At 36.7% G+C, this 4390-nt stretch carries 6 protein-coding genes; 1 reads left to right on the top strand and 5 read right to left on the bottom strand.

All coding sequences use genetic code 11. The features are described 5' to 3' along the window. From CRG87_RS07510 to CRG87_RS07530, 5 genes are all read right to left on the bottom strand, one after another. A partial coding sequence (locus CRG87_RS07510) for a PTS system mannose/fructose/sorbose family transporter subunit IID (protein ID WP_165775979.1) occupies positions 1-230 on the bottom strand: 230 nt, incomplete at its 3' end. Next, positions 223-1011: a PTS mannose/fructose/sorbose/N-acetylgalactosamine transporter subunit IIC gene (locus tag CRG87_RS07515; protein ID WP_074426194.1), complete on the bottom strand. Its 789-nt coding sequence runs from the start codon at positions 1009-1011 to the stop codon at positions 223-225. The genes CRG87_RS07510 and CRG87_RS07515, both read right to left, overlap by 8 nt. Before the next feature lie 2 nt (positions 1012-1013). Beyond that, complete coding sequence (locus tag CRG87_RS07520) at positions 1014-1508, bottom strand: PTS system mannose/fructose/N-acetylgalactosamine-transporter subunit IIB (protein WP_074426193.1); 495 nt, start codon at positions 1506-1508, stop codon at positions 1014-1016. A gap of 154 nt (positions 1509-1662) precedes the next feature. Then, positions 1663-2742: an alpha/beta hydrolase gene (locus CRG87_RS07525; protein ID WP_074426192.1), complete on the bottom strand. Its 1080-nt coding sequence runs from the start codon at positions 2740-2742 to the stop codon at positions 1663-1665. Between the two features lie 152 nt (positions 2743-2894). Further along, entirely contained in the window at positions 2895-3626 is a 732-nt protein-coding gene (locus tag CRG87_RS07530; protein ID WP_074426191.1) for a sulfite exporter TauE/SafE family protein, read from the bottom strand. Between the two features lie 113 nt (positions 3627-3739). On the opposite strand from CRG87_RS07530, the gene CRG87_RS07535 reads away from it, so the two are divergent. After that, entirely contained in the window at positions 3740-4297 is a 558-nt protein-coding gene (locus tag CRG87_RS07535) for a TetR/AcrR family transcriptional regulator (RefSeq protein ID WP_074426190.1), read from the top strand. The last annotated feature ends 93 nt before the right edge of the window (positions 4298-4390 follow it).

The following is a 4390-nucleotide window of genomic DNA, read 5'->3' on the forward strand; positions in this document are numbered from 1 at the left end:
GGATTACAATTATAAAATTTAAATTGATTATCAATTGAAGCCTGTAAACCATCAGGGTCGTCTTTATATATTTTACTTAAAGCTGGAAACAATTCCCATACAAGAGTAGCTGCAAACCCACTATCATAGTTGTAAGTACTAATGGCTAGATAATGTCGTCTCATGGCACGCCATATATCCTTTTTATTTAAAACTCTTCCTTCTTGTATAGTATTTTTTTCTTTACTCATCTTCCATATCCTCCTGACTTAAACCATTTGCACTTGTTCCTGCATTACTACTAGTTGAATAGTTCATAAATGTTGGTATTGCACCTGCAACACCAATTAATGCAACTCCTAAAACAGGCATCTTCAAATAAGCAGATAAGGCAAAGCCAACCAATAACCAGTAACCATATTTTTTCAATGGCATGTAGGATAGAAGCATTGCCATTCCGACTGCTGGTAGCATTCCACCAGCAACGTTCAGACCAACAGTAAACCAAGTTGGCATAAAATTGAGAATAGCATTAACAACTGGCCTGCCAAATAAGACGGCAATAAAAACAGGTACAGCTGATTCAAGAGGCATTAATGATGTCATTACAGGAATTAGCATCCGCATCTTACGGTATTGACGCTTATCGGCCAATTCATGTGCTTTATTGGTAATAAATGAGTTGAGAATCTTTAATAGAACATCTAACTGAATACAAATCATTCCAACTGGAACACCTAATGCCAGTCCTGCTGCCATACCTTTTCCAGTACCAATTGCAACAGCAGTCGAAATCATTGCAGCAACTGCATAATCTGGAACAGAGCTACCACCTAGGGCAGCAACTCCCAATGACATTAATTGGATGGTTGCTCCAACAACAAGCCCCATTTGAAAGTCGCCCAATACAGCTCCTACAGTGCAGGACCAGAACATATAATTCGCTGGAACTATTTGTGTTGTTTCAAAATCTAATCTTTGTATATAAGCCAAAATAGTGACTAAAATTACTTGCCAAATTGTAAACCCCATAATTAAGCACCAGCCTTTTTATTACGTAAAACTTTAGCTACATCTACACTGTCATCCTGTGGAACATATTTAGAGATTACTTTGCATCCCTTATTAATAATTGCCTGATATGTTTCCTCCTGCTCAGGCTTAATATAAGCTCTCTTAGTTACTTTTATCGCATTATCAAAGGTTAACGTTCCTCCTAAAACAAGCTCGTTCAGTTCTTCACCTTGATTAAGAAGATCAAGAAAAACATCTGGCGTCTGTGAAATGATGAAAACCTTTTGCCGATCATATTTATGATCCTTAAAGTTATCTAGAGCAGTTTGCTTAGAAATTATGGATACAGCCATTCCCGAAGGACGTCCCAATTTCATTGCCTGCTTTTTTTGCGGGTCATCTGCCACGTTGTCATCAATTACCATTACTCTTGTAGCTCCTGAATCTGGTGCCCAGCTAGTTGCAACAATACCATGAAGTAACCTGTTATCAATTCTTGCTCCTACAATTGCCATTATTTTTCCTCCTAAAAAGCAAAAAACCAAAATAATGATCCTTAACACTGCAAAAGTCCGTGCTAATAGTCCTTATTTTGGTTTCGCCAGTTTCTAAACTGTTACGATCCGTTATTCATATTTTTCGCTTATTATATTATCAGCTATATATTAATCATGCAAGCGCTTTTTTAACAATATTAGCAATCTCAATACACATGTCTTCTGCCTGCGGCTCTGAACCAAAAAAGTTAAGACTTCCATGATCGCACCCTAAATATTTAATAATATTCAACTGTACGTCATGCTCTAGTGCCTTTTTTATAAACTCTTCTGCCACCAATGTAATCAAATCATATTGATTTAAAATAAAAGTTATTGGTGGTATTTTACTCCAGTCTCTAACATTAAAGAAATCGACTACTTCGTCCCTTGGATCTATCTTGTAGTGTAAATAATTTTTTTCAAAATTATCAATAGAATTAAGCATTCGACAAACCCTATTTTTTGCATACTGTTCATCCTCAGGACAAACGTCAAATTTGCTCCAATCATAATAAGGTTTCATATCATTATCAATAGCAGGATATAATTCCACTGCTCTAGCGATAATTGAGGTATCTTTCATTAAAACAATGCATGAATTGATTAGGCTACTTCCCGCACTGTCACCAGCCAAAACTAATTTTTCACTATTTGATCCAAGTAGTTCGTGATTTTCACTTGCCCACTTAATAATCCCCATAGCATCATTAATTGCTGCTGGATAAGGATTTTCCGGTGCCAATCGATACTGCGGAAAAATAACGGTAGCTTGTGCCTGTTCAGCAATATACTTCATTTGCTTACCGAATTCTTCAATTTTGCCTGTCATAAAAGCTCCCCCATGGAAATAAACCAAAATAGGGTTAGCCTTATTAGAATGCTCAGCTTTAAAAACAAAAGTATCGACGTAATGGTCATGATCAACTTCTACTAGTTGCTCTTCTTCACTCACTTCGCTTGTTGTTAAATCATAAGTAATATTTTCAGGTCGGTTTCGATCAAAATTTAATGAAAATGGTTTAGAACCTATTCCTTCACTCATTTTTTTCTGAATAATTGTTTTGACATGTGGGTCAACGATATCTAACCTTGTTTCTCCCTTTTGACCTGGTACTGGTTTAACTAATTCTTCTACTCCGTTGATAACTTCAACTCTTGTATTTTTCTGTAGTTCAGTTATTAATTCTTCGGAATACTGCCTTTGTTCCATTTCTACTCTCCTTTTTGCACAAAAAAACCGAAAAAGCATACAATTATACATACTTTTTCGGTTTCGCCAGTTTCTAAACTGTTACGATCCAACTTGAATGTAAATTTATAGTAGCACATCTGTACTATTTTGGAAAGCGCTTCCCAGATTTTTTATAGTAAAGACTTAGCACCTAGCAGTATTAATAACACCCCAGTAGCCGGCTTCATATACTTTGTGATCTTTGTTTTTGCCAGTAATTGTGCCAATTTGGGCGCAATTATTGCTCCTACTAATGCACCAATCATTAATGGTAGTCCGGCTGCCCAATCTACTTGGCCTCCTGCAATATGGAACAGTGCACCTGTAGCGGTCATAAACACTAAAACATAGGTTGAAGTTGCCGTTGCCTGAAAGTCCTTTAAGCCAAGCAAAAACAGTCCAGCAATAATTACAGCTCCTCCGCTCATTCCTGCAACACCGACCATTAGTCCACCAAAAATCCCGAATAAACTTGCCTGCAATCTGGCATGGCCTTGCTTATGCATTGAATCCGAAGTCTTATTTTTCTTTTGGATGAGCATGTTGATGCCAAGTAAAATTAAGACTATGCCTATCAACCATTTGTACAAATTAGCAGGAATATATTTTGATAAGAGTGCACCAACTATTACAGCAGGAATTGCTACCAATAACATTTGATTGCCAATTTTAGTATTAATTTTTCCTTGACGATAATAGCTCCATGCGCCAATAATTAATGAAGGTAAAGCAGTCATTAATGAAGTTGCCGAGGCACTTGCAGCTTTTAAGCCAAATAAACCTGTTAATATTCCCAAATAAATTGCGGCACCACCCCCACCAAACAGGATAACAAGAGTGCCTATCACCAAACCGATTAGCAATAATAGAAAATTTTCATTATATTTGCCTTCTTAAATATTAAACACTAAAATATATTTACAATATGTAATTATAGTTTACACATTGTAACAGTCAAGTCTATTCGAGGTTAATAATGCCACGTCAAATTTTATCCAAACAAAAAATCATTGAAACTAGCGTTTCTTTAATCGAATCAGGTAGTGAACTAAGTTTTTCGCTAGTTGCCCAACAATTAGGTACACGCTCACAAGCACTTTATAGTTATTTCTCTAATCAACAAGAATTAAGCTATTGTGTCGTTGCTTGGGCTATCAACCAAGTAAGTCAGCAACTTCAACAAAAAATCTTTGGGCAAACAGGAATCAAGGGCATTATCGCTTTGGCTACAGAGTTCCGCTCACTTGCACTTAAGCATTTCAAACTAACTCAGCTAGTTCTAAAAATGCCTCGGACTAATGCTTATCCCGAAGTAACTGCAGCCTTTGAGCAGCTACGCTCTTTGATAAATCAACTATTGGCTACTGAATATTCAGAACCAAAGCAGCAGTTGCTTGCTAGTCGCTATCTTCGTGATTTAACTATCGGCGACATTGTAAATGTTGGAACTGGTTGGTTTGCGGATAAATCACTACCTGCTGATAAGAGTTTTCCAAAAATGTTAGAACTGGTTCTAAAGAACATTGCCAATTAAAAAGGTGCCGAGATTTGATATCTCGGCACCTTTTCTATTTTAATTAATCAATTGTTTGGACCCAGCCCTCTGGACCTTCTTGCTTTCCATATT

Origin of the sequence: Lactobacillus apis, assembly GCF_002837055.1 — a bacterium.
Taxonomy (GTDB): Bacteria; Bacillota; Bacilli; order Lactobacillales; family Lactobacillaceae; genus Lactobacillus; species Lactobacillus apis.

What these genes read in the sequence shown, in the direction of transcription:
- CRG87_RS07515 (WP_074426194.1), bottom strand. Translation starts at nt 1,011, where the DNA reads ATGGGGTTTACAATTTGGCAAGTAATTTTAGTCACTATTTTGGCTTAT.
- CRG87_RS07520 (WP_074426193.1), bottom strand. Translation starts at nt 1,508, where the DNA reads ATGGCAATTGTAGGAGCAAGAATTGATAACAGGTTACTTCATGGTATT.
- CRG87_RS07525 (WP_074426192.1), bottom strand. Translation starts at nt 2,742, where the DNA reads ATGGAACAAAGGCAGTATTCCGAAGAATTAATAACTGAACTACAGAAA.
- CRG87_RS07535 (WP_074426190.1), top strand. Translation starts at nt 3,740, where the DNA reads ATGCCACGTCAAATTTTATCCAAACAAAAAATCATTGAAACTAGCGTT.